Origin of the sequence: Microcoleus sp. FACHB-68 (assembly GCF_014695715.1) — a bacterium.
In the GTDB taxonomy this organism is placed as follows: Bacteria; Cyanobacteriota; Cyanobacteriia; order Cyanobacteriales; family Oscillatoriaceae; genus FACHB-68.
The window spans coordinates 16925-42893 of record NZ_JACJOT010000001.1 but is presented as its reverse complement, the minus strand read 5'-3'; the positions used below and the strand labels follow the sequence as shown (position 1 = coordinate 42893).

The window sequence follows — 25969 nt, the reverse complement described above, 5'->3', positions numbered from 1 at the left end:
TCACTTTATAGCGCTACAGTAAATATTCAAGATATTGCTTTAAAAGGGAAAAATTTTGCCGGCACTTTGACAAGTCACCAACAATAGTTTGTTGTAGTTTTATGTAAAAATTCGCTAGGCTAAGCGTATGAATCGTTCTAAAGTTTGCTTAATTTAGCCTGTTTGTTGCGATTGGGTAGAGAATTTTGAGTTGGAGAGTGCCTCAAAAAGATGAAGTTTGGCGTTTTTAAGGAGTATGGGGTTTTGCCTAAACCGGCTTTCTATAAAAAAACTCGTCAAAAAGGTTTTTATAAAAGTGTTACCAGGCTTGCCGGCTGGCTGACGAAGCTAGTCAAACGCTTAAAAAGTTCGCTAACTCGCTCTCCTAAGCGCCGGCCTCCTTCAACAATACCACCGATGCAAGTGGCTCCCAAACCCAGCAACGAGGAGGAGAGACTCAAGGCGCTGAATGAATATAACATTCTCGACACGCCGCCAGAAGAAACGTTTGATGACTTAACGCGTTTAGCAGCATCGATTTGCGGCACGCCTATCGCCCTCGTCAGCCTCATTGATAGCAACCGGCAGTGGTTTAAGTCAAAAGTTGGGATGGAACCCCTAGAGACTCCTGTAGAGCAGGCTTTTTGCGCTCACGCGATTCTCAATCCCGATGAAGTGATGATCGTTCCCAATGCGTTGGAAGATGATCGCTTCGCCGGCAACCCGTTGGTGACTTCTGCGCCAGATATCCGGTTTTATGCCGGCAACCCTTTAGTGACGCCGGATGGTTTTCCGATTGGGACGCTTTGTGTGCTGGATCGGATTCCCCGCGAACTGACCCCAGAACAGCTAGACGCGCTCCAGGTTTTAGGCCGGCAGGTGATCGCTCAGATGGAGTTGCGGCTAAATGTGAGCCGGTTGGAGCGCCAACTCGCCAGATATCAGCAAGTGGAAGCAAAATTGCGAGCATCTGATCAGCAAGTTGTTGATTTGCTGGAAAGTATGACAGATGCTTTTTTTGCCCTCGATCCGCAGTGGCGATTTACCTACGTTAATCAAAAAGCTGCTGAAATTTTGCAGCGAAATGCTGATGAACTTTTGGGTCAGAATATATGGGAAACTTTGCCGGAAATGGTGGGTTCGATGTTCGATGAGCAGTACCATAAAGCGGTTGCTCAACAAGTGAGTGTGAGTTTTGAAGATTTCTACTGGCCGACAAAGAAATGGTTTGAAGTTCGAGCGTTTCCTTCTTATGAAGGTTTGTCTGTTTTTTCTCACGATATCACCCGGCGCAAGGTAATAGAAGAGGCGCTGCGCTATCAGCAAGAGCAATCGGATCGGCTGTTACTTAATATTTTACCAGAGCCGATTGCCGATCGCTTAAAGCAGGAAGAAGACATCATTGCGGATAGCTTTGATGAGGTGAGTGTTCTGTTTGGGGATTTGGTTAATTTTACCCAAATGGCTAGTAGAATTTCTCCAACTGAATTGGTTGCTTTACTGAATGATATTTTCTCAATTTTTGACGACCTGACGGAAAAGCATGGGTTAGAGAAGATTAAGACAATTGGGGATGCTTATATGGTTGCCGGTGGCGTTCCGCTACCGAAGCGTGATCATGCAGAAGCGATTGCAGAAATGGCGCTGGATATGCAATCGAGTATTGAAGATTTCAATATTAAGCGAGGCACAGATTTTTCCCTGCGAATTGGGATTAACACCGGCACGGTTGTAGCTGGGGTGATTGGCACGAAAAAGTTCATCTATGATTTGTGGGGAGATACGGTGAATACGGCTAGCCGCATGGAATCTCACGGCGCTGCCGGCTGCATTCAGATCACTGAGACAACTTATCATCACATCCAAGATAAGTATCTATTTGAAGATCGGGGGGTTATTTCTGTTAAGGGTAAGGGAGATATGCAGACTTATTTTATTAAGGGCAGACGTGTTAATTTGTAAGGGAATTGACTGTGTATGCCGGTTGACTGGTGGGATATCTGTCCTGCCGGTGGTGTTGGCATAGAAGCCGGTGATTGATCTGGTGCCGGTTTACTATCAAAAATTAGTGGTTCTCCCATCGGTAATTTGATCAGCCTTACCTGATAGGGATTCAAGGGAATTTCAAGATGCAGATGCTTGTGTCGCTGCATTATGGATTCGTTTCAATCCCTGATAGGGATTCAAGGGAATTTCAAGTAAATAATCATTGTATGATCCCTCACAACGTTCTGTATGATAGTTTCAATCCCTGATAGGGATTCAAGGGAATTTCAAGTCTAATCGAGGTTAGCAAGTCAGATGAGCGTGATATGTTTCAATCCCTGATAGGGATTCAAGGGAATTTCAAGCAATTTCCGCACCTTTCCACGCTTTGTTATTATTGGTTTCAATCCCTGATAGGGATTCAAGGGAATTTCAAGGTACAATTTCCGCACCTTTCCACGCTTTGTTATTATTGGTTTCAATCCCTGATAGGGATTCAAGGGAATTTCAAGTCAAGCTCCATGTATTTAAATTTACAGCAACCAACAGAAAAGCGCGTTTCAATCCCTGATAGGGATTCAAGGGAATTTCAAGAGAACTCCTCTTGCCTATGAAAATATAGAATACAAAGTTTCAATCCCTGATAGGGATTCAAGGGAATTTCAAGCCTGGCCGGCGTGGATTGTTCGCACAAATCACACACGGGTTTCAATCCCTGATAGGGATTCAAGGGAATTTCAAGCCAATCACCCTTAAAACTTGATTGATATGCCACTGATTCGTTTCAATCCCTGATAGGGATTCAAGGGAATTTCAAGTTTTGAATTCATCCAAATACAAATATCGAATTCAATTTTATTTTGTTTCAATCCCTGATAGGGATTCAAGGGAATTTCAAGATTGCAGATCAGTTAAAAGTGTTGGGAATTAATTAGTTTCAATCCCTGATAGGGATTCAAGGGAATTTCAAGTCAGCGCTCGGTGGCGTGTTGTTTTCTCTCCATGTAATAAGTTTCAATCCCTGATAGGGATTCAAGGGAATTTCAAGAGATAGACTTGCACAAATTAAACTGATAGCTTAGAGTTTCAATCCCTGATAGGGATTCAAGGGAATTTCAAGTACAGCCTATCGCATTGCCAACTACATCTATTTCTCGTTTCAATCCCTGATAGGGATTCAAGGGAATTTCAAGTTAAAGAATGGAGGATTCAAAGTTAAGTAAAGTCTGTTTCAATCCCTGATAGGGATTCAAGGGAATTTCAAGCGGACGCCTCCATTAGGGAAGCCACTATTCATGATGGGTGTTGTTTCAATCCCTGATAGGTATTCAAGGGAATTTCAAGTAGCCCGAAATCTTCCATCTCTAAAGCTCAGCCGCAGTTTCAATCCCTGATAGGGATTCAAGGGAATTTCAAGGGCAGGATATCGAAAAGCATCAACCCACTCAGCCGCGTTTCAATCCCTGATAGGGATTCAAGGGAATTTCAAGCTTCCCCACCATGTCAGGGAGATAGCCGCGCTCGGTTTCAATCCCTGATAGGGATTCAAGGGAATTTCAAGCTTCTACTCCCCACAACAGGAAGCGTAATTATCATGTTTCAATCCCTGATAGGGATTCAAGGGAATTTCAAGTTAGGCTGGTCTTTCTGAGGTTTGGTAAGAAAAAAGTTTCAATCCCTGATAGGGATTCAAGGGAATTTCAAGTAATCGGTACTATAACCCCAATCAGTGCAATTGAGGTTTCAATCCCTGATAGGGATTCAAGGGAATTTCAAGCAGTTGGTCGGCAGAATTGGGCAATAAATAGGGCGTTTCAATCCCTGATAGGGATTCAAGGGAATTTCAAGAGTTTAACCTAGCACAAAGCCGGCAGCGCCACCCTTGTTTCAATCCCTGATAGGGATTCAAGGGAATTTCAAGTTAGGGTCATGCTACACTGCGGTAACTACAATGCTGAAATTTTGTTTCAATCCCTGATAGGGATTCAAGGGAATTTCAAGCTGAAGCAAGATGGCCCAAGATCCCTGCTGGGAAGTTTCAATCCCTGATAGGGATTCAAGGGAATTTCAAGATGTGCTGGCTCAGTTGGGGCTGCACGAGTTTGAGTTTCAATCCCTGATAGGGATTCAAGGAAATTTCAAGTTGGTAGCGGTGCGTTCCTTCACTTGATAACACCCGGTAGTTTCAATCCCTGATAGGGATTCAAGGGAATTTCAAGAATCTCTGTAATGCAATCAGCAAACTAGGTGGAGTGTTTCAATCCCTGATAGGGATTCAAGGGAATTTCAAGAAGTTATGCAGCTAAGAATTGTAGAAATGCCTTTGGGGTTTCAATCCCTGATAGGGATTCAAGGGAATTTCAAGTACAGATTGCCAGTCACCACTGCTAAATTTTTCCTGAAGCGTTTCAATCCCTGATAGGGATTCAAGGGAATTTCAAGGACAGGAATTCTCTACCTGAGACTTTCCGACAATTCCAACCCTACGTTTCAATCCCTGATAGGGATTCAAGGGAATTTCAAGAATTAGGCTTGCCTGTATTGATTCAGCCGAATCAGGTTTCAATCCCTGATAGGGATTCAAGGGAATTTCAAGCCCTGATTTTAGCGTAGGAAGCTCCGCACAGAATGTTTCAATCCCTGATAGGGATTCAAGGGAATTTCAAGCAGCAACACGCTTGCGCTTACAGGTGGATCGAAAGGGTTTCAATCCCTGATAGGGATTCAAGGGAATTTCAAGCTTCTGAAAAGTAATCATGCTCTGGGTATTCCGGAGCGTGTTTCAATCCCTGATAGGGATTCAAGGGAATTTCAAGTTGAAGGCTGTCTTGATTTAGGACTAGATATTGTTTTCTTGGGTTTCAATCCCTGATAGGGATTCAAGGGAATTTCAAGTTTGAATCATATTGGGATGTCTCACCCTGGCTTGCTGGTTTCAATCCCTGATAGGGATTCAAGGGAATTTCAAGATGCAGTGCAATCGATAAAGCATTAAATCGTCAAGTTGTTTCAATCCCTGATAGGGATTCAAGGGAATTTCAAGTTACTAGCACTGACGGCGGAACGTTGGCAACAATCTTGTTTCAATCCCTGATAGGGATTCAAGGGAATTTCAAGTGGGGTCGCTGATATTTTTTTTTTCATCCTCTTCTGGGGGCGTTTCAATCCCTGATAGGGATTCAAGGGAATTTCAAGCGATACCGCCAGAAGCAAAGAAGTGCAAGCGAAAATTCTAGTTTCAATCCCTGATAGGGATTCAAGGGAATTTCAAGACTACAAGAATGCATTAGTTGAAAACACGGATTCGTTTCAATCCCTGATAGGGATTCAAGGGAATTTCAAGCCAAAGCATCCTTTTAATGATGCCCCAAGAAGTCTTGTTTCAATCCCTGATAGGGATTCAAGGGAATTTCAAGTGGCCAAAGCTGCCATAAAACTTACTGAATTTAACGTTTCAATCCCTGATAGGGATTCAAGGGAATTTCAAGCCGGGGCGCACCGCAGAGCTAGAGTCTAAGGCTGGCGTCGCTGCCTGTTTCAATCCCTGATAGGGATTCAAGGGAATTTCAAGCATTTACCGCTTGTACTAACAACTTACAGCCTAAGTTTCAATCCCTGATAGGGATTCAAGGGAATTTCAAGAAGGAAAGAAAAACGCCCATTTTACAACTCTCTTAAAGTTTCAATCCCTGATAGGGATTCAAGGGAATTTCAAGTCTCTAAACTTCTATAGCAATCCCCAGTTTCCAGAAGTTTCAATCCCTGATAGGGATTCAAGGGAATTTCAAGATGAGCGGCTATACGGGCCGCCCATTGAGTTAGCAATCGTTTCAATCCCTGATAGGGATTCAAGGGAATTTCAAGGTTGTCCCTGAAAAGACAAAGTTGTCCGATTCGGGTTTCAATCCCTGATAGGGATTCAAGGGAATTTCAAGTCAGCAAACCCTTTAACTAGCAAAAATAGCCATGAAGTTTCAATCCCTGATAGGGATTCAAGGGAATTTCAAGTCAGAGGGAAGCTCAGACCGACGAACCAATAAAGAGTGAGGGTTTCAATCCCTGATAGGGATTCAAGGGAATTTCAAGGCAGTTCCCGCAGTACCAAGCCGTTGGGCAGTGGGATGGGTTTCAATCCCTGATAGGGATTCAAGGGAATTTCAAGCTGCTGAATGCTTAGCATCGCTATTGGATGGCACGTTTCAATCCCTGATAGGGATTCAAGGGAATTTCAAGTTTCTGCATTTTGATGGAACAAATCACTCATGCTGCAGTTTCAATCCCTGATAGGGATTCAAGGGAATTTCAAGAGGGGACAGCCGCGCCCGCACTACTGCCAAGTTCGCTCATCCTGTTTCAATCCCTGATAGGGATTCAAGGGAATTTCAAGCTATTTTTGCTAGTTAAGGTTTGCTGAGGCAGTTTGTTTCAATCCCTGATAGGGATTCAAGGGAATTTCAAGTGCCAAGGTTAAGGCCGGCACCATCGATATGCTCGGTTTCAATCCCTGATAGGGATTCAAGGGAATTTCAAGTCGCATTGCTGGGATGCTACTGTTTGGCCCCTGCCTGTTTCAATCCCTGATAGGGATTCAAGGGAATTTCAAGCATCCATTGGTAGAGCGCCTTGATTACACTGTCGAGTTTCAATCCCTGATAGGGATTCAAGGGAATTTCAAGGATAATTACTCGTGATGATGAGCAAATCCAAGTCGTTTCAATCCCTGATAGGGATTCAAGGGAATTTCAAGGTGCTGATGAAGGGCAGACACTTCGCAGGCCCCATTGTTTCAATCCCTGATAGGGATTCAAGGGAATTTCAAGAATCGCATTCTGGTATATGGTCCCACCGGCAGCGGCAAGTTTCAATCCCTGATAGGGATTCAAGGGAATTTCAAGTTGGCAGGGTTTGATTTAGATTGTGCTCGGTAAGCGTTTCAATCCCTGATAGGGATTCAAGGGAATTTCAAGTCCTGCCGGCTGGCGGGAAAAGCAGGTGACTCACACGTTTCAATCCCTGATAGGGATTCAAGGGAATTTCAAGTAGCTGTTTCCTTTAAGAGAGTACAAAATTTTAACTCTTACAACATAGGAACTCAGCTCGGATTTTCCACCCCATCTCTGCTAAACACCAACCCATCCGCGCAATAACCTCAAGCAAAAAACACTGTTGTATCCCTCACCGGCTCGCCCCCAATTCTTTCTACCTTGCCGGCACAGCAAGCGCATAGAAAATAAAATCGAATATTATCTTCCGGCGCTTTAATCAACTTAGCCAGACGCGAACGCAGCCTAGCATACTGTGTTTCCGTCAAGTCACACTCAAAAATTGAATACTGAACCCATTGCCCGTAAGACTTCAGCACCTTGTGGATTTTGGTGCGCCGCTTATCCTCAGAAACATCATAGGACACCACAACAAACACAGCCCCTCACCCCCTACTTCAACAGCAGTGGCGGATATTTCTCAATCTCTCCCATCAGGTACTTCGCCAGCAAGCGAGATTGAATTTCAAATGCCTCTCGATAAGTACACTGGCGATCCATCACCGGATGCTTAAATTTCACCTGTTTCTTTTGTTCATACAGGCGCAAAAACGTCCGCAACCCTTCAGGCGTGAGAGAAACTGCCCCACTCAGCGGTTCAACGGTAAAATCATTGGGGGAAATCACACGCTTGTTGATCGCACCCAGCACCACCGCATCCACCACCGGCCTAAATTCTTCCATCAAATCTAGCGCCAAAGAGGGACGCCCGTAGCGTTCGACGTGCAAATATCCCAAATACGGATCAAACCCAACAATATTCACCGCCCCCTGCACATCGTGGCGCAGCAAAGCATATCCCAAACTCAATAGCGAATTCACCGGATCAGTCGGAGGGCGTCGGCGTCGCGCTTCAAAACTGAACCCATCTGCCCGGATCAGCCGGTTAAAACAGCCAAAATAGGCGGCGCTGCCGGCACCTTCTAACCCCCGTAAAGAATTAACGGAATCGGTTTTATTAATCGGTGCGATCGCTGTTTCTATCCGCTCAATTCCCTTACTCAAATCCAAAGTAGAATTTTCTCGCTGATATCTCTGCAAAATATGGCGATAATTTTTCAACTTTCCCCGCACAAAAGCCTGCACCGCCTGAATTGCTTTTTCCGACTCCCCGGCAGCCTGCCACTGCGCTTTTCTAACGAAAATATTCTTCGTCACCTCCGGTTCCAGCCGGCCTAAATAACGTCCGCCACTGGTCATAAAAGAAAGCGGAATATGCCGTTGCAACAATTCCATAACCGCTGCCGGTGAAATCGTCGCCCGTCCTAAAATCACGACCCCATCCACCTTAATTAGCGGTACATCCTGTAGGATTTCCTTATTCAATTTCACACACAACCGCTCATCAACCTTAGCGATAAACGCATCTTCTTTCGTAATGTAGAGCGTTCCCATGATTTCCTCCTTTTTTATTAACCCACTTCCTGATACCGGCTCACCTTCGCCACCGCTTGTGGCAAACATTGCTGATACAAACTGCATCCCTTGCAGCGTTGGGAGTAAACTGCCGGTGGCATGATGCCGGTTTCCAGCAATTGCTGCACCGCCTCAATCGTTTCCACCGTCATCTTTCGCATTTCTTCCGTAATTTCCACCGGCACCCTTTGATGGGAGTGCGTGTAGTAAACATAGCCACGTTCAACCGTCTTGCCGGTCATTTCTTCCAAACACAAAGCTTGAGCGCAAACTTGCAATTCATCATTTTCCCAATCGCCGGTTTGCCCCCGTTTGTACTCCACCGGATAAAAGCAACCGTCACTTTCTTCAATCAAATCCGCCTTACCAATTAACTGATAGCGTTCTGATTTCAACCAAATTGCTCGTACTTGCCAAACTTCCTGCCGGTGTCCCTCTCCCAGGGTGTGAACTCGCTGATGTAAACTCGTTCCTTCGATGGTGTAATGGTTATCAATAAATTCGCCGGCGCAGAACATTCTCCAACAGCGATGAGCGCAGTAACTAAATTGATTCAGCGCTGCAATTGGAATCTCATTCAAATCATTCATGATTAATCGTTCCCTGATAGAACGTGAGTTATCGCCTACCCTAGGGGCGAACTTTTGTATGTACCCCTACCCGACGGATCATTCCCATTCCCATCGGCGTTTTTCGCCCAATTCCACAGTAAAGTGCAAAATCTGCAAGCGCATTAATTTGCTTAATCGCTTGCGGTTCTACATCCCCTAAAATCCGATAGCTTATTTCTCCCAGACAACCAATAAATTTACTCCGAGAATCGGCCACCATTTCTGTGCGAATATCGAAAAAACTCGGAAAAACCTTTTCTAAAAATTCCCCAGAAAACTCGATGCCACTGTATTTATTCCAGCGGTGTAAAAGACTACCAAAAACACATTCTCGCGTCGGCAAAGCAGAATCATACTGTCCTTGACGGAAGCCGGCTGGGGAACAAATTGTCAGGGCAATTTGGCGATCCACCTCAGATGCTTGCTCGTATAATTGAGCGTAGGTAGTGGCATTTGCCCAAGGTTGAGAAGATCGGGGAGTGCCTAGGATGCCGGTGATGTGTAAATCTGCCGGTCCCAAGTGCCAAGGTTGTTGAGGGTTAAGATTTAGCCACAAAGGAGTCAGCCGGCTAAATAAAGTATCATCCAACAGGGAAACACGCCACCAACAAGGAGTGCCGGCTGGAATCGGTTTGTGATATTCCCATTCCAGGGAATAAATACCGTGAGAAAATCGCTGATGTCCGTTAATTTGCAAAGGACTGAGGGTGAAAGCTTTTTCACTTTTTTCGTTATGCAAATTGTCACCAAGCTGTTGATCAACAGCGCTAACAAGGGTTAGAAAAAGAGCGTGCAGATGTCTGCCGGTGAGGTATTGCGGGGAAATCGGTGATTGAGGAAGTAAGTTAAGGACAAGGCTGTGAGGCATATTAATCTATTTCATGTGAAGTTTCAGCCGTAGGTTGGGTTGAGCAATAGCGAAACCCAACTCCAACCCACCCGATTAAGCCGTAAAGCGATATTCCATGAGTGCGGGCAGTTTTAGCTTGTCATTAAAGCGGTAAAAATAACCCTGCATTCTGACATTTTGAATTAAACTAACCGGCGGCATATTCACAGTGTCGTAAGTCAAAACTTGATGAGAAAACATCACATCAAGGGGATTGAGCGGATAAGCAAAAGAAAAGTTTTCCTCAGAACTTGAGGCATTCACTTCTTGCGTTTCCTCAACTTTCACTTCTGCCTTACTCGCCCACTTTCCCAACCGAATCCAGCGACGGAATTTCAGAGGTTTTTGCCGGCTAATTACAAAAAACTCAAACTTGCTCTCGGCTGCAATCTCTTTTGCACGTCCAAAACTCGGAATATTCTTCTGAGTTTTTTCCATCTCAACATGATAGTTATTGTTAGCATATTTCCAGGTATGCAAAACTGCCGTATGGTTGAGAGAACGAGCGGGAGTGATATAAATGCCGGCTTGATTCAGCGGAGTCAAGTGTTCCTGATATTTCGGCACTTGTTCCGGGCAAAAATAGCGATAAGAATGTTCTTCAGCAACAGTAGTGGCGTAGATTTCGCTATCCACAATTCCCAGCGCATAGCAGAGTGCGTAGTTGTGAATCACCGGCTCAGTTTCATAAAGCCGGCCAATTTCACGAGTTGCAAAGTAAAGGCTGTCGTGAAGTTCTAATTGACATCGGTAAATAAATGCCATTTTTGTCACCTTTACTTTCCTGATTTGCCGGCTTTTGCTTTTTCCCCTTCAGGCTTTTGCTTGATGTGTTTTTTCGCATAAGCTTTTGCTTCTTCATCAGCTTTTTGCAAAATCGCTTGAATGCCGGTTTCACTGCCGGTGAGTGCTTTCACCTCATTTAACAAAGGAGAAAATTGCTCTCCCAAAAAATCTGTATGCACAATAAATTCCTCGGACATTAAGGTTTGAATTGTACTTCTGGCAGCAGCTAGCGCATCATCTTCATTCAGCGGATCTGCGGAGTTTATTTTTCCTTCACTTTGCAATTGATCGTAAATTGCCTGAGTCCAGCGCAGGTTACTTGTAATTTCCCCATCCGCAAAAATAACTCCGACCAACTCATTTCGCACGCGCCCTGTTCGCGTTGTTTGTGCCCCATAATGGCGGGTGCGAAGAATGTTGTTGAAAACGTATAAAAAGCCAGCTTCAGTTGGATCTTTTAGAGTGACGATGCTGGGAAAGAAAACTTGGGGCTTAATGTGATCTTGCTGGTTAATTCGGCTAGTCACTTCCCCTACTTTTGAATCTCCTTCCCCTTTAGATGCCATTGTCCCATTTTCAAAAGGGGCATTGAGCGTGAAAGTTTCGTGCGATTCATCAAAACCTGTAATTGAAAACGCTGTATCAACAACCACCTTAGATTTCTCAGAACCAGAGTCACCAATAGCAAAGCCGTAAATAATGCAATCGGGATTATTCATGGCGAATTTAACATTATATTCGCAATCTTCGGCTGTCATCAAGCCGTAATTCCGCAGCAATTCCCGACCGACTAAACGCTCTGGGGTGGACTGTTTGCGCTTAAACATGGTGAGCCGGCTAATCGGTTTTGCTTCTTGAATGCCGGCACGCACTCGCGCTTTATTTAATTCGCCATCCGTTTGAAACAGCGGGTAAGATTCTGTGACGCGCACAGTCAGAAAGTGAGCGTATTTTCCCATTGGTTTGTAGGGAATTTCGTCATGGAAAGCTTTAGAATCAACCGTTTTTAGCAAAGCCATAATTTACCTCTAATGAATTGATATTTTTTGAGCAAAAATTTTCAAGTGGGTACTTTGGATAGAGACACCGCATTGCTGCGTCCCTACTATTCCTCTGTTGCCTCAGATTCTTCCTCGGCATTTTTGTTGTCTTGCGCTTTATTGTATTTATCGTTCTCCAAACGATATAAAAATTCGCAAGTATCTTTGTACAAGTTAAGCTGACGGCCAGCTAAACGAGCGCGATCGCCGGCAAAAGCTTGCTCAAATACATCCACAACAAAGTAGCGAGCAAAATCTAAAATCGCTTCGCGTTCTTCCTCTCGGTTGCTTATCACCGCAAAGCCTTCCGCACGCGAAGCGCGAACGCGATCCATTAACTTAAATACTTCTGCCGCCACTACATGAACTAATGCCTCGCCTTCAAAACTTGGATCGGCTTTGAGAAGGGTATCTGCCGCCACATCTATCGGCTTTAAAACTGCATTTGCCTTGGGATTGTAGCGCTTATTGGCGCGGTAAAATCGGCAGTATAGTTCCGTCAATTTCTTCGGATGGTTCATGCTAGATTTAACCTCATTTTTTACCATTAATGTTGCGGTTTCAGCGTCAAATTCAACGTAAGGATCAAAACAAGGATAAAAGCGGTGGGCATACAGTTTGATTTTCTCAATCCGAGCCGTTTCAACTCCTTGATTGCGAACCCATCGATTTAGATACGCAAAAACGTAAAGCGGACTGGTTTCAAGATCCTTAGCCAGTTCGGAAAATTTCCCCCAGTTAGGGTCATAACCAGTTTTACCCTGGCGAGCGTTGACATCAAGATGAATGGCATAAGCAGCAGTAAGAACCTTTAAAGGTGCTGGGTATTGTCTCTCGCCATCTGTCCAACCTTCAAGAATGTAATTTAAACGGAAACGCTCACCTTTTATCAGAACACGGAAGGCTTGCGGCGCACTGTCAAGAAATAGGCTTTCCTCAAATTCGGAACCATCATTAAATGGCGGAATTGGCGATTCAGAAACTACAGTTTTTACATCTAAAATCATTGGAAAAGCAAAGGCTAACCAAGCCGGCATCACCCAAGATTCTGTATCCGTTCCATCTCGTCCCGGAGGCATTGCCATGAAATAGAAGGTCAAAGGCTGGTCTTCTGGGTAAGATAGTTTAAAGGTACGGTCTTGACTATGATCTATTTTTTCATCAATGATAAAGCCATCGACTCTTTGATAATGGTCTTTTTCAAAATTAGCCTGCAAATCCTTGCTGATAAAGTGATTGCGAAGCTTTGTATCAAACCGAGTTTGAGCAATATTTTGGTAGGCTTTTTGCAGAAATTTGTTAGTTTCTGGAGTGAAGTAATAGGTAGGATAAAAGTAGAGGTAGCGGTACTTACCATCTTCAAATTTTTTGCCCACTGCCTGAGTTTGGTTCATCAAGATTTGTCTCAGCATCATTTCAATGCCGGCAATGCTGGAAATATTGCGTTTTGCGTTCGACCCTCCCAGCATTTGTTTATTTGTATAAACTTGCGGAGTGAACAAAACCGATGATTCCATTTGCTCAGTAACGGTGTACGGTGAATGCGAAATTGAGCAAATTAACTGTCGTCCCCGTCCAGATTTTTTGGCAGCTTGATAGAAGGCTAGCTCATTTAGAAATATCTCTGCCGGTGAAGAATTTAATTCTGCTTTTCCCGGAAGCATCACAACTCGTTCTACCCACCGGCGCAAGTCATCCCAACCATCCGGCAATTGATACGATGAGACAAGCGGTGCAATAAGCTGTGCGACATGGGTGATCGTTGGTTCACAAATTTCCCGCACATCTTCTACGCCTGGATGATGTTCTAGATATTTTGCTGCCAAGTAATACCATTCGTAAGGAACACCGCCAGTGTTACCTTTGAGTTTTTGTTCCTTCAGACTTTCGTTAATTCGCTGAATTTCTCGAATTTGGGGTAAGTATTCTGAGAGATTCCAGAAATTAGCAATTTCAACAACTAAATCCAGATCGGGTAGTTTAGCTAGCTTTTTATCTTGCTTGCAAGCAGTTTCGATTTTATTTACCCTTTCTCCCCAAATCTTCCGGCTCAATAAGTCGCCAAATTCTGCGATTTGATCGATCCGGATATCATCAGTAAAGGAAAAATCGTAATCTGCCGGCAAAACCCCCATTTCTTGTTGAAATTTTATCAGGTTCTCGCTGCGGCTTTCCGCAACCGAATCTTTTTTAGGATTGAGAATTCGCAAAGTTGCATCTAACGCCACTCGCATTAAATCCGCGTCATCAAAAAACAAGCTGTAATATTCGGCATACTTCATGCCTTTACCGTCTCTGCCGAAGCCGGTTTGTCGTCGGCGTAACTGACCGGCACATAATTGCTTAATCTTGCTTACCACTCTTTCTGGTAACGTTTCCACCGGCACCGGCGGTGCGTCTTTTATCGCTAAATAAATTACACCAGTTGTTAAAAACAACAAAGGCTCGTAGTAAGTGCAATCATCAGAATTTAAATCGGTGTGAGCCTCCATCAAGGCATTATTCACCACATTTGTCAGGACGCCTCGATTTTCAGCAATGCTGTGATAAGTAAATTTCAGCTTTCCATCACTTAAAGCGTGAAGTAATTCGTACAGTCGTGTATTTTCTGCATCTTGGGGATGTTTGATAATAGAGGCGAGAGAATCTGCCAAGCAAGTTAAATTGCAAAGGCAAACCAGCGTCCGGTCATTCAAAGCAGGATTTAACCCAAATTCTGAAAAATTCCAGTTAGTATCCCACCGACGTTGAGCGTTGTATGCCAGACACAGTAAATCGTCAAGATAGTTTTTATAGGCTGCGGAATCGTCAGGATTGATAAAGCGATCTAAACCCAGTTGCTGCACCTTTTCATCAATCATTTGCCGATGCTGTTCAATCGAAAGCTGCCGACAATTTTCTGGAGCGCCTGGGAATTTCTCAAAGTCATGCAAAATAAATCCCGCAACCAAGAGCCGGCGTTCTCGCTCTCGCACCACCCGCCGCACAGTGGTATCCATTTTTTCCAAGCGTTGCTCAATTAAATTTGCCGGAAATAACCCATTCAACAAGTGAGTATTGAGGGATTGATCCGCAGCATTATCCCGTCTAACTTTATCTTTCCCTTCAGCTTCATGTTTGCGATCTAGCTCATCAAAAAACTTACCACCTTTGGCAGTTACACCAATCGCAACTCGCAGCAAATTTGGCAATACATATTCTGCAAAGTCTGTCATTACCGGATCATCAGGATTTTGCGCCTGAATAGCTTCCCGCAAGAGTTGCAGAGTTAGTAACTCAGTCCGAGCCGGTTCAACCGTGCGCTCTGAGGGTTCACCAAACCCATCATCTTCATTTTCATCGGGTGTCCAGTTATCTTCTGATTCCTCGGCTAGATTATTATCTATTTCTGGGTCTTGATCGAACAAAGATAGCTGATGTCCTTCTTCGTTTAATTTTTTGCTTTTTTTAGCCATTTTTAATCTCAACAAAATTTAAGTAATTAGTAATTTTTCGCGCATAAAAAGGGTATTGCTATAAAGCTTTAAAAATAGGCGATTGTCTCCCTAAATATTAAACTAAAAAACCAAAATCATAAAGAAAAGGGAAGCTATTAAAGAACAGAACGTTTGAGAACATTCAAGTTATTTTGCTAAGTGACTTAACCAGCCGTCTGCTATCAAGTTTTCCTTTATAGCGTCAGGGGGTTGAGATTACCTACGCCTGAACTTAATGCCGCAAGCTACTGATAGGCTTCCCTTTTTACCCGCTTGATGTGCGGACTCTCTAAGAAATAGAGAGTCCCAAAAAAAACTAAGCGCTTTGCTTCTGTTCTTGTGGCATTTGATATTGATACTGGTTGTGGCCAACCCGGATTGTGTGAATCATATATCCTTCCTCACGAAGTGAAAAAATAGCAGCGCTAAACCGATGAGAAACTGCCACTAGCTCAGGGACTGAGTGAGGTTGTCCGTCTGACAAAAGTTCGTGGACACGCTTTTTGATGCTCATATAGCTCTCCTTGTTAAATTCTGGACAATTTGACGCTAACACCTGCCAATTAACAGGTCAAGGAATCGCATACAGACATATTTAACCAGTCAAATCCGTCAAGACTTGATGTTCTGTGGTAAAGTTAAATCTGGACGGACTTTGACCCCAATTGAATCCCTATCAGGGATTGAAATAAATAGGTCTGGACTTAGTGGCGTAAGCTGCAACCTCTCCGTCACACTCAAATGAATCCCTATCAGGGATTGAAACTTTAAGCTATCCATATCTCACCCCCGTTGCTTTTCAGCCAGCCGGCCAGCGTATCAACCAGTAGTGCCGATTGACCAAACGCGATGGAATAAGGCGCACCGGCATCGTGAATGCTGTAGTTATCGCTGATGGGATATATCTGAAAGTGCATTGGCAACCGTAGACGCGATCGCACCTCAGTCACCGGCTTGCTGAGTGCATAACTCACAAGTCCCTGCTTTTTCAGCCGCTTATTAATGTCGTTAATCCAGTAATTTTCAGGCTGCCAAACTTGGATGCCGGTGAGCACTTGCACTTTCCACGCATCCGCCACCGGCTGCAAATCACCCGTATAAGTAAACTTCCAGTTCAACCGTTCTTGCCGGTAGGCGCGTAATTTCATAAATGCCAAACTGTACTCGTAGCGTCCCTTGGGGATGGGTTGTCCGAGGCGACCGGCTGTTTGTTCCAACAGCCGCATAAACTCTGCTTTTGTTATCACTTCAATTTCCAAATTGCTCAAAATTCCCGGTAAATCATAAGTTTTAAACCTATCTGCCTCATTCGGTTCTGTTAAATCGTAAATTCCGCACTGAAGCGAACTCGACCCCCTGAAACTAGAAGCATCCTCAGCAACGGGATTGCCGGTTTTATTTCCTGATAAATCTTGCCATTCTTCTTTCCATTGCTTAACCTTCTCTGAAACACCCCAAAGCTTTGTTTTGAAGACTTCTTCGCAAGCTTTGCGAAAGGCTAACTGGCTATCTTTATACTGTTGCTTGATAGTCTTATGTCCTAGCTTGCTGCAAAGAAGAAGCGATTGCACCGCACCCCACCGGCCATAATATCCTTCAAAGTTATTAATCTTGCGGTACTTGTCTTCAATTTGATTGTTAAAAAATGGCCGAGTATAAGTTGCACCGGCTTCTAAAGGTGCATTATCCCCCAGAAATAAACGCTCTATCAAAAAGTTTGGAGCCAAAGCGTAGGCGGTGAAATTCTCAAACGTGATTTTTTCTCCATTGCGTTCGTAACCCTCATGCCGGCCTAATCTGCCTAACCGTTGAATAAAGTTGCCGGCATCTGCGGATTCAAAAATCAGAAAATTAATTTTAAAATCTACCCCGACATCAATGGTACTTGTTCCCAACACTAAATCAGCTTCTAGCGAACTTGCCTTTTCTTGGCTACCCGATAAGCCGGTGTTTTCTCCAACCACTAACCCATAAAGCTTGAACAATTCTTTAAAAAATGGGGTAAGTCGTTTGACCGCAGCAATTGAATTTAGAATAATTGCCCCTTTACTACCCGGATACTGTTGGAAATGAGCTAAAACGAGCTGGCTGTTTTCTTTCAGCCAATTTTCAGAAGCTTGAAAAGCCGGCTCTAGAGAGATGAAGTGAAGAGAAACATACCGCAAGATTTGCCGCCAGCCGGTTTGTATTAATTGCTTGCCTTGATCGGCGGATTCTGGAAACTGATATTTCCCTTCCTTCAAGGGATCGATGTGCCGGCAGCGAAATCCAGCTATCTCTAATTTTTCGATAAGCTGATCATTGGGAGTCGCTGAAAGAAAAAGAAATTTATTTTGCCTATTTGTGTGCTTAATTAGCAGCATGGTATTAAGCACACTGGCAATCTGTGGGGCTTGGAAAATATGAAATTCATCAAAAATCAGCAAATTAAAGTATTTATCAATTTTCCCCCACAGCTTATCAGGGCTGTCTTTATCCGTTAAGTAAGCGCCTTGATGCAAGTAGTGAAAAATATCTGGATTCGATAGCAAAATTTCTGATTGGCCGGCACGAGTATCAATCGCCGCTGATTTCCTCAGTCCTTCATTCTCTGCGTAAATTTCCAAATCAGCCCCACTCAGCCGGTTTACACGCGGTTCATAAGGTGATTTCAATCGCTGAATATACCCCTGAATTTGCTTTTCTTGATCGCGGGCGAGTTCGTTTGTTGGGTAAAGCCCCATCGCGTAGCAATTTTCAACCAGGGGTTTCAGATAAGCCGCAAAACTCTTACCATCGCCAGTGATTGCTGTATTAAACACCACGTCAATCGCCGGATCACTAAGCGCTTCGTAGGTTTTTACTTGATGCCATGACAGCGAACGCCAATGACTCGGCAACGTCACACCTGCCGGCAGAGAATCAGCAAGACGAGAATAAACCGGCTTCAAATAAATAGAGTAATCTGCCACGGCTGGATTTCCTCGAACGCGCCATGTACATTTAAACTGTAACCACAATAGTAGAAACTGTCAATAGTGTATTTATACATTTATGCCCAGAAAAACAGAAGCATTTACAATATCCGTACCTCCAGGCACCAAGGAGAAACTAGAAGCCATTGCCTCCAGACTCAATATCCTGTGGGGCAAAAAACCCAGCACGTCTGGGCTAATTGTCGCCATCGCCCAAGGAAACGTAGAAGTCGGGCAGTCCTTTAGCCTCACTCAAGAGCAAGTCAACTCCATACAACAAGCGATTAAAGCCCTAACAGATGCCGGTCACCTGCGAGATGCTGAAATTCTTGCAACGCTGGCATTAGAGCGGGGAAACCTCAGCCCTCAACAGCGTCAAACCATCATGCAACAAGTCAGCCAGCCTAACCAAGCATGGCGTCTAGAAGTTGACCGGCACCGCCAAAATCACCAACCCTTTCATCTGCTCTACTGTGACAGTCAGGGGCAAAACTTAACCTACACCGTCCGCTATGCCGAGATTTCCTTTGAGGAAAAGCGGTTTTACTTGCAAATCTGGTGCGACGAAACCGATGACATCAAAGACACCCCTTATCCTGAACTCATTCACAATCGCTGTCTGCGTTTCGACCGTATCCAAGCAATCTTACCCATCACCGGCACCTGGCGACAAGAAGGTTTAGACTCTATCAAAGTGTATTTACACTTTTGTCGTGGAATGGTGAAAGCCTATGAACCCAGGCAACATGATATTCAAGATGAAGTTATTGGAGGTGTGCGCCAAGTCGTCAGACGTGTCACTTACCCCTTCTGGCTGGTTCGAGAAGTCCTGCGCTATGGGCAAGATTGCGTTGTCATCTCCCCGGATAACGTGCGCGAGGCAGTCGCAAAGGAATTGCTCGAAATGTGCCGGCACTACAACCTGACTCTGATGGAATAAGTTGCCGGTTTAATCACAACTGGGGCGCAAGTTGCCTAAAGTTAGCAACAGCGCTTCAGAATGAAAGTTATCCCATAGGCAGACCGAGGGCGTGCCGGCCAGAAGCTGAGCAAACAATGTTTGCACTCAGGCTTTTGTCTGGGAGCGATCGCAACCAACGACCGGACGCCCTCGCTGCATCGAGCCTACCATGCCCGTCAAACCCAGTCCCCAAAGCCCTTCTGGGCTGAAAAAAGTCTTTTTTATGAGACCTATAACAATTCCATATAGCTTTTTATTCGCTCAATTGGCATACAGTGGTTCTACGCAATCTATGATGCTTTACATTTAACCGCATCAAGTCAGTCATGATTAAAATTTGTTGCAAATTCTTTGCTGTTTAGCATAAGGAGTAGATATGGATGCAAGTTTGATCATTTCTAATATTCTGAACCCACCAATCCTTTTTTTCTTTCTAGGGATGGTGGCTGTTTTCGTTAAATCCGATCTTGAAGTACCGGCTCCTTTTCCAAAGTTACTGTCACTTTATCTGCTATTTGCCATTGGCTTTAAGGGTGGAGTGGAACTCATTAAAAGTGGCGTTACTCAGGAAGTGGTCTTTACCCTCCTGGCAGCCATTTTGATGGCGTGTTTTGTGCCGATTTATACGTTTTTCATTCTTCGGCTCAAGCTCGATACCTACGATGCCGCCGCCATCGCCGCAACCTATGGCTCCATCAGTGCCGTCACTTTCATCACCGCCGGAGCCTTCTTAAGCGAATTGGGGATTGAGTATGATGGATATATGGTTGCAGCTCTAGCGCTCATGGAATCACCGGCAATTATCGTCGGGCTGATTCTCGTCAATCTGTTCACAGCCGACCAGGGAGAGCGGGACTTTTCCTGGCCCGAAGTGCTGCGAGATGCCTTCCTCAATAGCTCGGTATTTCTGCTAGTTGGCAGCCTGATCATCGGAGTCCTAACCGGAGAACACGGCTGGAAAGTTTTGGAACCCTTTACTCAAGGGCTATTCTACGGTGTCCTGACGTTCTTTTTGCTCGATATGGGACTGGTTGCTGCCAGAAGAATTAAGGACTTGCAAAAAACCGGCACATTCCTCATCTCTTTTGCGATCCTGATCCCAATCCTCAATGCAGTCATTGGGATTTTCATTGCAAAATTTATCGGAATGCCCAAGGGAGACGCCCTCTTATTTGCAGTGTTGAGTGCAAGTGCTTCTTATATCGCCGTTCCCGCTGCCATGCGCTTAACAGTTCCGGAAGCAAACCCCAGCCTGTACGTTTCTACGGCTCTGGCTGTAACGTTTCCTTTCAATATCATTGTGGGAATTCCTGTTTATCTGTACGCAATTGATATGTTCTGGAGGTAAAATCGTGCATTCTGTTAAACGAATAGAAATCGTTGCGAATTCATTTGAACTTGGCAAGATTTTGGATGCCTTAAAACAGCCTGATGTAACGGGTTATCTGGTGATCCGAAACGTCGCTGGGCAGGGGTTTAGACAAGGCTACGAAGATTTAGACATGACCATGCTGGATAATGTCTGTATCATCGCGTTCTGCGCCCCAGAAAAAATCAAGCCGGTTGTGGCACTGATTCGACCCATTCTCAACAAGTTTGGCGGCACCTGTTACATTTCCGATGCGATAGAAATTCGCTCGACCCAATGCGTTGCCTCACTGTAAGATAATAAAATTCTGTCTCTGGCAAGATCTGAATAAATTAACAAAAAAAGCTTCAGTCAAAGCCAGAGGCAGTCTTGTCTCACAGTTTCAACTTTTAATTTTTCATCTGCAAACTTTACTTCTCTTCAATAGCCATGAATGAAAACAATGGGTTGATGGGGCGTCGCAATTTCTTGAATTTAACCGGCAAGGGTGGAATCGCGCTGATGGCTGCTGTTGCCGGCAGTGCATTCTGGAACTTGCAATCAGACCGGGCGAACGCTGCTGTACTTGAGTCTACCAGTCCGGATGCTGCCCTAAAACGGTTAATGGACGGCAATCAACGATTTGTCCAAGAAAAGGGTACGCATCCCGATCAATCGCCGGCACGAATTAAAGAAATTGCCCAAGGACAACACCCCTTTGCAACGCTGCTAACTTGTGCAGATTCACGAGTTTCTCCAGAAATTTTGTTTGATGAAGGACTCGGTGACTTATTTGATATCCGCGTTGCCGGTAATATCGTGACTCCAGAGGTGCTGGGTAGTCTGGAATACGCTGTAGCAATGCTTGGCACGCCTCTGATTATGGTTTTAGGTCATGAACGCTGCGGGGCTGTCACTGCCGCTGTAGAGGGGGAACCGCTTCCAGGTCAGATCGGTTCTTTTGTTAAGGCGATTAAACCTGCTCTCGCCAAGATAAAAGATCAAGCCGGTGATCCGGTTGATAACGCCGTGACTGCCAATGTTCATTATCAAATTGAGAAATTGAAACATAATTCACCGATCATCTCTCAACGATTGCTAGATGAAAAACTCAAAATCGTTGGAGGCCGGTATGATTTGGACACGGGAGAAGTCACTTTAATTTAGGCACAGAAGAGTGATCGCTTCTGTTGCAATCATTGCTACTTCCCCTTAATTTGGAAGTTGTTAGTAGTAGGGCGATCCTCCTCATTTTTCGCGCAGAATCACCGATGATTCCATCAGTGTATCCCTCCATGCCGGCAGCGCGAGCGCTACTTGAGGTTAAGATAAAACTAGGGTTTGTTCGCGTCATTTCAGCACTGTTTGAGTAAAGCGCTGATAGGAATTGGATGGATTTCCAAATGAGAATTGCTGAGTGTAATTCCCCAGCCTCCTATCCCTCACAACAATCCTCGATAATGAATAAAAACCAAAATAGCCGCCCAAGAACCCAACGCAACTTTTATTGCCACCAAAATATTGAGTAAGGGGATAACTCCGCCGCTGAAAAGTGTGCCTAATTCTCCGTGCGGTAATTCTAAGCCGGCTAGAGTGATCACCGACAGGACAATGAAAATAAGAACTGAAATCTTTTCCCATGTAGCAGCGTGCCAGCGCTTATAAATCTCCTGCATCCACTCGGTTGATGAGGTAATCGCAACAAGGCCGATTGCCGTTCCACCCGCCACGCCGGCTGCAAAACCACCGCCGGGACTCAAATGCCCCCGAATCGCCAGTTCGATACCCACCAACGCGGCAATGGTTGCTCCCAGACGCGCCATAACAATCGATGGTTGATCGGTGAACTGATAGATCGTGCAGAACGGTCTTTCATCAGCTAGCAGAAACTTTGCACCCATTACCGCGATCGTAAATACCACCACTTCAAAGATCGTGTCATACAGCCGATTCCTGAGAATGACAGCCGTAACTGCATTAGGTACTCCACTCTCATGTACAAGCGTTTGGACAATCGAGAGCGATAAGTCCGGTGCCGGATTGGGCATGACCAGGAATTTGACAAACAGCGCTATCCCCGCAGCAATGTAAACCCATTTCATAGATGTTTCTCCCCTGAATCCGGTGCATTTACATAGGTTAGGCTTGTCGCCGGTGACGAAAGTTCGGTTCGCATGATGTCATAGAGGCGTTGAACCCTAGTTGTGGTGTGATAGGGTTGCTGTTCGTCCTCACTCGCTACGAGGTCTTGATTGTCGTAGTCTCGTATAGCGCAGGTTGCATGGACTTCTTTGTCCATCAGCGCTCGGTGCAAGGCTTGCATATTCGTGTACGGGACTACCTCAAGACGCATATAATGTTTGCCAAAAATTGTTCGTAAGTCATCCATTAGTTGCCCAAAATGGGACTCGTCATCTGTCTTGATTGCCTTTGGCACTGCGCTTTGCCCAATCGCCCCATCTTCGAGTACACCAAGACGCATCACCAGCGATGAACGCACCGCGATCGCATAAAGCGTAATCGCCAGGAGAGTACCCATCAAAGCTTGCGTCAAAGCAACATCCGCCGCCCCCAAAACCGCAAATACCAATGTTGCTACCGCTCCCTGTATTCCCTGGATTACCAGGGCATGGTATGGATTGGTCTGAAGTAGCAGCATGAGCGCGGACAACGGCATCAGGGCGGTTATGACATAGATATAGCTATCATTCATGATTGATTCCCTCCACTGCTGGAACAGTAGGCCAACACATACCCGATCACTGTATTCCAGATTGCCAAGGTGATGATGCCAAGGATGAGCAGCGGCCATTCGCTAGGTACTTTCGGCAGGAGCAGTCCAACAATGATGAGCATCGAGCCGAGGGTATCTGCAACCGAAAGAGTATGCAGCTTGAATAATACCGAGCGATCGCCGATTAGGGGGAAGGTTCCCCAAAACCAGAAGAAAATTCCTATACCGATGCAGGTGTAACTAAGTGCGGTGATCATACTTCATTCAGGCGTTTAAGGATTTGTGCCAACAACATTAATCCGGCATTACCCACACTCAGGATGATGACTCCTACAACACCGAGCATCCAATCATCCCGTAAGACCGATACAACCAGGAGTATGATTGATGCTTTGGTAGCGACACTGGCAAATGCCAACATTTTTTGCCAAATATCATCATCCTGCCAAGCCTCGTACATGGGTATGAGCAGAGCCAGAATCATCGCAATCAGTGCCAAGTTCATGCTTTTCTCCTCCTTCGTACCCAGTGGACTTCGTACCAGCCATTTTCGTGGTACTTCAAGACAATGGTCTTGGGCGTAAACGTGATTAGAAAGATATCCAGGAAGATGAGTCCAGGTGTGCGTTGTGGTTTGACTTGTTCCATCGTCACATCTTCGTGATTATGGGGACGGACGATCATTTCAAAGGCTTCCATATATGCCTGCGGAATCGCCACCAGAGTTTCCCACAGCGCCCGCAGCCAATCATTTAATGCTTCCGGGGTTTTGGGGCGTCCCGGTAATAAGAGTGCGATGCTGACACCGATGATGATATTTGCCACACTCAGATTGGCGGTGAGCAAAAACCAGATGGCTAGTCGCAATATCAGATTCAAATGTCCAATCATGCCATCACCATCCAGAAGAGCAGGAGCAACATTAGACTCATTCCACCGATCAGATGCTCAAATTGCTCCACAACACGGGGCAGCTTGAGTAGGGATCGTTTAAAAATCAAAAGATACGCCAACCAGCCAAGGCCGATAGTTGCCAGTGGTTTCACAATATTGGCAAGGCTATACGCCTCGTAATACACAATGTTTGCCGCAAACAGGCCACCGAGCAGCAGGATTGTCGCCGGCCAGAAACCGGGCTTTACTACGTCCTCGCCGGCAGCTTTATGCGGCAAGAATATGAATTTGGCAAACGAGATGGCTGTTCCCAAAGCCGCAACGTTCATGGCGATCGCTTGCCAAGGCAGTAAATTTTTCGTCGTCAACACCTTTGCCCCAAAGCCAGACAATAAGGGAAAGCCTGAGATTGAGAAGCTGGCGATGACCAGAGCAATCCAGACGGTTGTATTGATGGGCTTGTGTTGCAACTCCTTGAAGTTGCGGCTCGGTAAAGCACCTGCAATCAGGAAGAGTGCCGATTTGACCAGTCCGTGAGTCAGTGCATAAAAGCCACCTACGACTGGGGCAGCGAGGATAAAGCCTAACTGCGAAACCGTATGAAACGCCAGCATCCGCTTGGTATCTTTTTCAAAGACGGCATAGCCTACTCCCAGCAACGCTGTCCCGACTCCGAAGATCCGAATCAGCGGATCGACCTCCTCCACCATCAGCGCACAACGCACTAGCGGATAAACACCGGCTTTTACCACAACTCCCGACAGCATCGCTGACACCGGCGTTTCCGATTCCGAGTGGGTCAACGGTAACCACAATCCTGATACAAAGATTCCCCCCTTAACCAAGAGTCCCAGAAAGATCAGGGCCAGCGCCTCCGGTGGTGCCCCGCGCAAACTTGCAAAACTAAACGAATGATTGGTCTGATAGGCTAGCGCCGCGCCCACCAGATAAAACAGCATTGCCGTGTTGCTGATAAACAGATAGCGCAAGGCAACCCAAATCGAGCGATCGGTGCGGGGATAGGCAATCAAGAGAAACGCAGCAATCCCGCTGACCTCTAGCGCCACGTATAAACTGATAAAGTCCGCACAGGCGAATGCGGCATTGATGCTGCCATGCAAAATGATGGCTTGTGCATAGAAAAAAGCTGTTTTATCGCTGTGCCAACAGTAGAGGATGACTGCGGCTGTTACTAGCGCATTGGTCAATATAAAGTAGCCGCTTAACTGATCGACAATTAATGTGACGCCGAAATGATCTAGTAACTCTAGTGTCAGGCGTGACTGTTCGGCAAATAGCTGCAAGGCATATCCAGCCGAAACAAATGCCGTGAACAGTGCGAGGTATCGGTCAACTTTGGGGAGCAGATAAATGGTGAACCCCAAAAGAAACGGGAGTGCAATCCATGCGATGGTAATGGTAGTCATGGCGTATTGCTCTTCTCAATCTCGTTGGTTTCCAGGGTGGGATTATCCCGCGCCAACTTCATGACACCGACCAGCATTAAGCACTGAATCGAAAAGCCAATCACAATCCCCGTCAATATGACTGCCTGGGGAACCGGATCGGCGTAAGCCCCATTTGCCGCGTCTGAAATAATGGGCGTGAATAAACCATCTCGTGATGCAACCAGCACGTAATAGGCGATAACCCCGGTACTCATAACATCCATAGAGATGATCTTCATAACGAGGTTCTTTTTAAGGATGATGCCGAAAAATCCGCAGAATATTGTTGCGAAGACAAATGCTTCTAACACGGGAATTGCCTATGAGTAAATACCTGAAAAATGGTGCTAAAACATATATAGCACTGTTTAATGGTGCTAGGGCGTATCAACACTATTGAAAAGT

General features: G+C 45.3%; 21 protein-coding genes and 1 CRISPR repeat array. Of the genes, 5 read left to right on the top strand and 16 right to left on the bottom strand.

Features of this window, described 5'->3' with window-relative positions:
- Positions 1-396: 396 nt before the first annotated feature.
- Complete coding sequence (locus H6F73_RS00205) at positions 397-1941, top strand: adenylate/guanylate cyclase domain-containing protein (protein ID WP_190757067.1); 1545 nt, start codon at positions 397-399, stop codon at positions 1939-1941.
- 130 nt (positions 1942-2071) lie between these two features.
- Positions 2072-7005: a CRISPR direct-repeat array (repeat unit 37 nt; unit sequence GTTTCAATCCCTGATAGGGATTCAAGGGAATTTCAAG).
- A 109-nt stretch (positions 7006-7114) separates the two neighbouring features.
- On the opposite strand, the gene cas2 is transcribed toward H6F73_RS00205, so the two are convergent.
- The 9 genes from cas2 to cas3 form a co-directional block, all read right to left on the bottom strand.
- The gene (cas2, locus tag H6F73_RS00200) at positions 7115-7387 is read right to left on the bottom strand and encodes a CRISPR-associated endonuclease Cas2 (protein WP_190756825.1); all 273 of its coding nucleotides are present in this window, start codon (positions 7385-7387) and stop codon (positions 7115-7117) included.
- 13 nt (positions 7388-7400) lie between these two features.
- A complete protein-coding gene (gene cas1d / locus H6F73_RS00195) occupies positions 7401-8471 on the bottom strand; it encodes a type I-D CRISPR-associated endonuclease Cas1d (RefSeq protein WP_347239439.1) in 1071 nt (356 codons plus the stop codon).
- Entirely contained in the window at positions 8420-9013 is a 594-nt protein-coding gene (gene cas4, locus H6F73_RS00190) for a CRISPR-associated protein Cas4 (RefSeq protein ID WP_190756824.1), read from the bottom strand. Before cas4 ends, cas1d begins: the two co-directional genes overlap by 52 nt.
- A gap of 40 nt (positions 9014-9053) precedes the next feature.
- Positions 9054-9902, bottom strand: a complete 849-nt coding sequence (gene cas6, locus H6F73_RS00185; protein ID WP_190756823.1) for a CRISPR-associated endoribonuclease Cas6 — start codon at positions 9900-9902, stop codon at positions 9054-9056.
- 75 nt (positions 9903-9977) lie between these two features.
- A complete protein-coding gene (cas5d, locus tag H6F73_RS00180) occupies positions 9978-10688 on the bottom strand; it encodes a type I-D CRISPR-associated protein Cas5/Csc1 (RefSeq protein WP_190757065.1) in 711 nt (236 codons plus the stop codon).
- A gap of 11 nt (positions 10689-10699) precedes the next feature.
- A complete protein-coding gene (cas7d, locus tag H6F73_RS00175) occupies positions 10700-11728 on the bottom strand; it encodes a type I-D CRISPR-associated protein Cas7/Csc2 (RefSeq protein WP_190756822.1) in 1029 nt (342 codons plus the stop codon).
- Between the two features lie 86 nt (positions 11729-11814).
- Positions 11815-15204, bottom strand: coding sequence for a type I-D CRISPR-associated protein Cas10d/Csc3 (gene cas10d, locus H6F73_RS00170; RefSeq protein WP_190756821.1), 3390 nt, complete (start codon positions 15202-15204; stop codon positions 11815-11817).
- A 337-nt stretch (positions 15205-15541) separates the two neighbouring features.
- Entirely contained in the window at positions 15542-15739 is a 198-nt protein-coding gene (locus H6F73_RS00165; RefSeq protein WP_190671147.1) for a hypothetical protein, read from the bottom strand.
- A gap of 253 nt (positions 15740-15992) precedes the next feature.
- Positions 15993-18176, bottom strand: a complete 2184-nt coding sequence (gene cas3 / locus H6F73_RS00160; protein WP_190756820.1) for a type I-D CRISPR-associated helicase Cas3' — start codon at positions 18174-18176, stop codon at positions 15993-15995.
- Between the two features lie 82 nt (positions 18177-18258).
- On the opposite strand from cas3, the gene H6F73_RS00155 reads away from it, so the two are divergent.
- The 4 genes from H6F73_RS00155 (at position 18259) to H6F73_RS00140 (ending at position 21655) form a co-directional block, all read left to right on the top strand.
- Positions 18259-19119 carry a WYL domain-containing protein gene (locus H6F73_RS00155; protein WP_190756819.1) on the top strand — a complete coding sequence of 287 codons (861 nt, stop codon included), beginning with the start codon at positions 18259-18261 and terminating at the stop codon, positions 19117-19119.
- A gap of 397 nt (positions 19120-19516) precedes the next feature.
- Positions 19517-20488 (top strand): sodium-dependent bicarbonate transport family permease, encoded by a 972-nt coding sequence (locus tag H6F73_RS00150; RefSeq protein WP_190756818.1) that lies wholly within the window; start codon positions 19517-19519, stop codon positions 20486-20488.
- Between the two features lie 4 nt (positions 20489-20492).
- On the top strand, positions 20493-20804 hold the full coding sequence (locus H6F73_RS00145; protein WP_190756817.1) for a P-II family nitrogen regulator: 312 nt from the start codon (positions 20493-20495) through the stop codon (positions 20802-20804).
- Between the two features lie 134 nt (positions 20805-20938).
- Positions 20939-21655 (top strand): carbonic anhydrase, encoded by a 717-nt coding sequence (locus H6F73_RS00140; RefSeq protein WP_190756816.1) that lies wholly within the window; start codon positions 20939-20941, stop codon positions 21653-21655.
- A gap of 275 nt (positions 21656-21930) precedes the next feature.
- Here H6F73_RS00140 and H6F73_RS00135 read toward each other — a convergent pair whose 3' ends face one another.
- The 7 genes from H6F73_RS00135 to H6F73_RS00105 are packed head-to-tail and all read right to left on the bottom strand — an operon-like array spanning position 21931 to position 25875.
- On the bottom strand, positions 21931-22590 hold the full coding sequence (locus H6F73_RS00135; RefSeq protein WP_190756815.1) for a Na(+)/H(+) antiporter subunit B: 660 nt from the start codon (positions 22588-22590) through the stop codon (positions 21931-21933).
- The gene (locus tag H6F73_RS00130) at positions 22587-23201 is read right to left on the bottom strand and encodes a DUF4040 domain-containing protein (RefSeq protein ID WP_190756814.1); all 615 of its coding nucleotides are present in this window, start codon (positions 23199-23201) and stop codon (positions 22587-22589) included. Before H6F73_RS00130 ends, H6F73_RS00135 begins: the two co-directional genes overlap by 4 nt.
- Positions 23198-23479 (bottom strand): monovalent cation/H(+) antiporter subunit G, encoded by a 282-nt coding sequence (locus H6F73_RS00125; protein WP_190756813.1) that lies wholly within the window; start codon positions 23477-23479, stop codon positions 23198-23200. Before H6F73_RS00125 ends, H6F73_RS00130 begins: the two co-directional genes overlap by 4 nt.
- Positions 23476-23727 carry a hypothetical protein gene (locus H6F73_RS00120; RefSeq protein WP_190756812.1) on the bottom strand — a complete coding sequence of 84 codons (252 nt, stop codon included), beginning with the start codon at positions 23725-23727 and terminating at the stop codon, positions 23476-23478. The genes H6F73_RS00125 and H6F73_RS00120 overlap by 4 nt, the downstream gene beginning before the upstream one ends.
- A complete protein-coding gene (locus H6F73_RS00115) occupies positions 23724-24113 on the bottom strand; it encodes a Na+/H+ antiporter subunit E (RefSeq protein WP_190756811.1) in 390 nt (129 codons plus the stop codon). Before H6F73_RS00115 ends, H6F73_RS00120 begins: the two co-directional genes overlap by 4 nt.
- Positions 24110-25543 carry a cation:proton antiporter gene (locus H6F73_RS00110; protein WP_190756810.1) on the bottom strand — a complete coding sequence of 478 codons (1434 nt, stop codon included), beginning with the start codon at positions 25541-25543 and terminating at the stop codon, positions 24110-24112. The genes H6F73_RS00115 and H6F73_RS00110 overlap by 4 nt, the downstream gene beginning before the upstream one ends.
- Positions 25540-25875 (bottom strand): NADH-quinone oxidoreductase subunit K, encoded by a 336-nt coding sequence (locus tag H6F73_RS00105; protein WP_190756809.1) that lies wholly within the window; start codon positions 25873-25875, stop codon positions 25540-25542. The genes H6F73_RS00110 and H6F73_RS00105 overlap by 4 nt, the downstream gene beginning before the upstream one ends.
- Positions 25876-25969: the final 94 nt, after the last annotated feature.